Origin of the sequence: Bartonella sp. AP36NXGY (assembly GCF_042195865.1) — a bacterium.
Lineage (GTDB): Bacteria > Pseudomonadota > Alphaproteobacteria > Rhizobiales > Rhizobiaceae > Bartonella.
Genome location: NZ_JBHIPD010000070.1, coordinates 1 through 2,485, shown reverse-complemented (window position 1 = coordinate 2,485; position 2,485 = coordinate 1). Strand labels below are relative to the sequence as shown.

General features: G+C 39.2%; 5 protein-coding genes. All 5 read right to left on the bottom strand.

What is annotated here, in order from left to right; translation table 11 throughout:
* Window positions 1-24: 24 nt before the first annotated feature.
* Window positions 25-417, bottom strand: a complete 393-nt coding sequence (locus tag ACFINX_RS09735) for a helix-turn-helix domain-containing protein (RefSeq protein ID WP_375660029.1) — start codon at window positions 415-417, stop codon at window positions 25-27.
* 64 nt (window positions 418-481) lie between these two features.
* A complete protein-coding gene (locus ACFINX_RS09730) occupies window positions 482-1,267 on the bottom strand; it encodes a DNA adenine methylase (protein WP_375668764.1) in 786 nt (261 codons plus the stop codon).
* A gap of 24 nt (window positions 1,268-1,291) precedes the next feature.
* A complete protein-coding gene (locus tag ACFINX_RS09725) occupies window positions 1,292-1,522 on the bottom strand; it encodes a hypothetical protein (protein ID WP_375635146.1) in 231 nt (76 codons plus the stop codon).
* A 116-nt stretch (window positions 1,523-1,638) separates the two neighbouring features.
* Complete coding sequence (locus ACFINX_RS09720) at window positions 1,639-1,866, bottom strand: hypothetical protein (protein WP_375611041.1); 228 nt, start codon at window positions 1,864-1,866, stop codon at window positions 1,639-1,641.
* A partial coding sequence (locus tag ACFINX_RS09715) for a lysozyme (protein ID WP_375668763.1) occupies window positions 1,863-2,485 on the bottom strand: 623 nt, incomplete at its 5' end. The genes ACFINX_RS09715 and ACFINX_RS09720, both read right to left, overlap by 4 nt.

The following is a 2,485-nucleotide window of genomic DNA, read 5'->3' as shown; positions in this document are numbered from 1 at the left end:
ATAAAAGTTAGGGAATAGGATTTTCTAACATTTGTCTACAACAGTAGCATTTTCTTTTCTTTGCGCTTCGCTAATCATCTCTAATAATGTTTTGAATGCTTCTAAATCCTCTTGTGAAAAATCTTTTAAAGTTCTAAAAAACATGCCAACAGCTTCACCTCTCAACGGATCAGAAGTCTTGATTGTAAAACTTTTGCGACAAGCATCCGATTCTCTTCTCAAAATTTCTGCTACCTCTTGATCTAAAGCATAGAGTTCAATTATCTTTTCCTCCAGTCCTACAGGAACAGATTTTTTGCCAATTTCTACAGCAGATAAAAATGATACAGATATGTCTAATTTCTTAGCCATATCTAAGAGGCGTTCGGAGTGATCAATGCGAAGTTTCCGTAAAATTTTACCAAAAGATGTAACCATATAAAAAGTCCTATTAGAGAAGAAATATTTCTTCTGATTCTAACAAATCTTTTTATGATTTTCTTCAATTATTACGAATCAAGAGTTCTTTTCGGGGTGGTTTTTTAGCAAAACCAGAGGTCCAAAGGGTCTCTAATTCTAAAAAGTCAAAATCCTTAAAGATCTCTCGAACCGCATCACAATCATTGAGACTCAAGACAAATTTGCCTTGTATGCTTTTGAGAACTTTTGCCATACTCACAAAATCATCTTCAACAAAATTCCCAGAGCTATAACACTTCTTCTTCACAAGATAAGGCGGGTCTAGGTAAAATAAACTGTCGGGTGCATCAAATAGCTCGATAACCCGTTCCCACGACAAATTTAAGATTGTCGTATCAAGAAGCTTCTGTCTAACACGTCGCATCCTTGATAACAGCTTATCGGGATTAAATGCTATAGGCTTTTTCCTTCCAAAGCCAAAAGAGACATACTCTTTTTTCCCATACATCACACAACGTTGGAGAAACAAAAAACGTGCGGCTCTTTCAACTTTGGAAAGGCTTTCTGGATCAATCGCCGCAAGTTCAAAAAACAACTGTCTTGAACAAACAAACCACTCCAATCGTTTAGCTAAATCATCAAAGTCATTTTGAACGCATTGAAACAGATTCGTGATCTCTCCATTCAAATCATTAATGACAGAATATTTTGCTGGTTTTTTATTTAGGAAAATAACACCAGAGCCTAAAAACGGTTCAACATAGGTTTCGTGGTCAATATTATTTAAAATCGGTATAATTTTCTTACGCAGATAGTGTTTACCACCCATCCACGCAAACAATGTTTGTGTAAATTCTTGTTTCATCATATTTTTAAAGGAGAGATTTGATATCTAACTTTTTGTTATCCATCTTTTAAGATGTGATAAGATATTATCGAGTGCATCCATAAGGCGGGCAAAATCAATAACAAACATAAAGACAATGAAGGCAATCCACTTCATAAAGCGTGACATCATCTTTAAGCCTTGATAGGTCTCTATCATCTCGTGAAGGAGCTGTTGTTCTGTTTCTGTAAGACCTTTATCTTTGCTGCTTCGTTTCTTGACCATCTTTCCAACCACATAAATGGGCTCCCTGCTTGTTATGCTTCAAAATATCTCTTGCAAGGTTGGAACTGATGACCGCAACATCCTGATTATCCAAATAAATGGGCAACCAGCCACCACAAGAAACAGACCTATTTGCCGCGCACCCAACGAGAAAGTTCAGAGCGCACACCAGCATCACTTTTTCGATTAACTTCATTTTCTACCTCAAGACGGGTTGTTGCTGTCTTTAAAGCATTCTCTGTTTGCTTTTGCCGTTCGCTTTGCTTGCCAAGCTGAAACGCCTTGGCTAAAGCCATAAAAAAAACGGCTAAAGCCGCTGTAAACATAAGAGAATATTTCTTTAGCCAAAAAATCATAAGCGTTGCTCCCCAAACCGCTTGGCGACAATCACTATGCCCGTTACAGCCGCTAAAACCATCATGCCTGCTAAAGCCCATTGCACCGGACCATTGCCAACCAACAAGCCTCCAAAACCAGAACAAGACCCTATAATCGGGGCAAGTGCTTCTATCTTTAAAAGACCGCTTGCTGTTTTCGTTTCTACCCTTTGATAATTCGAAGAAACATAAGCCCCTTTTACCCATAATCCTGCTTCTGCTGCTCGACGGTTGGCTAAACCCGCAAGAGGCTTCCCACCGACCTTATTCCATTTCTGTAATTCTAAGGGTACGGCTTCATAATCCCCTTGATTAAGCTTCTTCAATAAGGTTGACTTGCGAAAAGCAGCTGTTCCTACATTATAGCAAAATGAGACCAATGCCGCGAATTGGCAATCCGTTAACGAAACCGTGACCGATTCCTCGACTGTCTGCTCAAATTGCTTTAAGTCTTCACAAAGGATTTCTTCCGCTTGCTTTTGGCTAATACACATGCCTTTTTTGACAAGGGGGTGACCCGCATTGCTGGTGTGACCATAACCAATCGTCCAGATACATGCCGTGTCTCTATATGCCTCTAAACGCAAACCTTCCCATT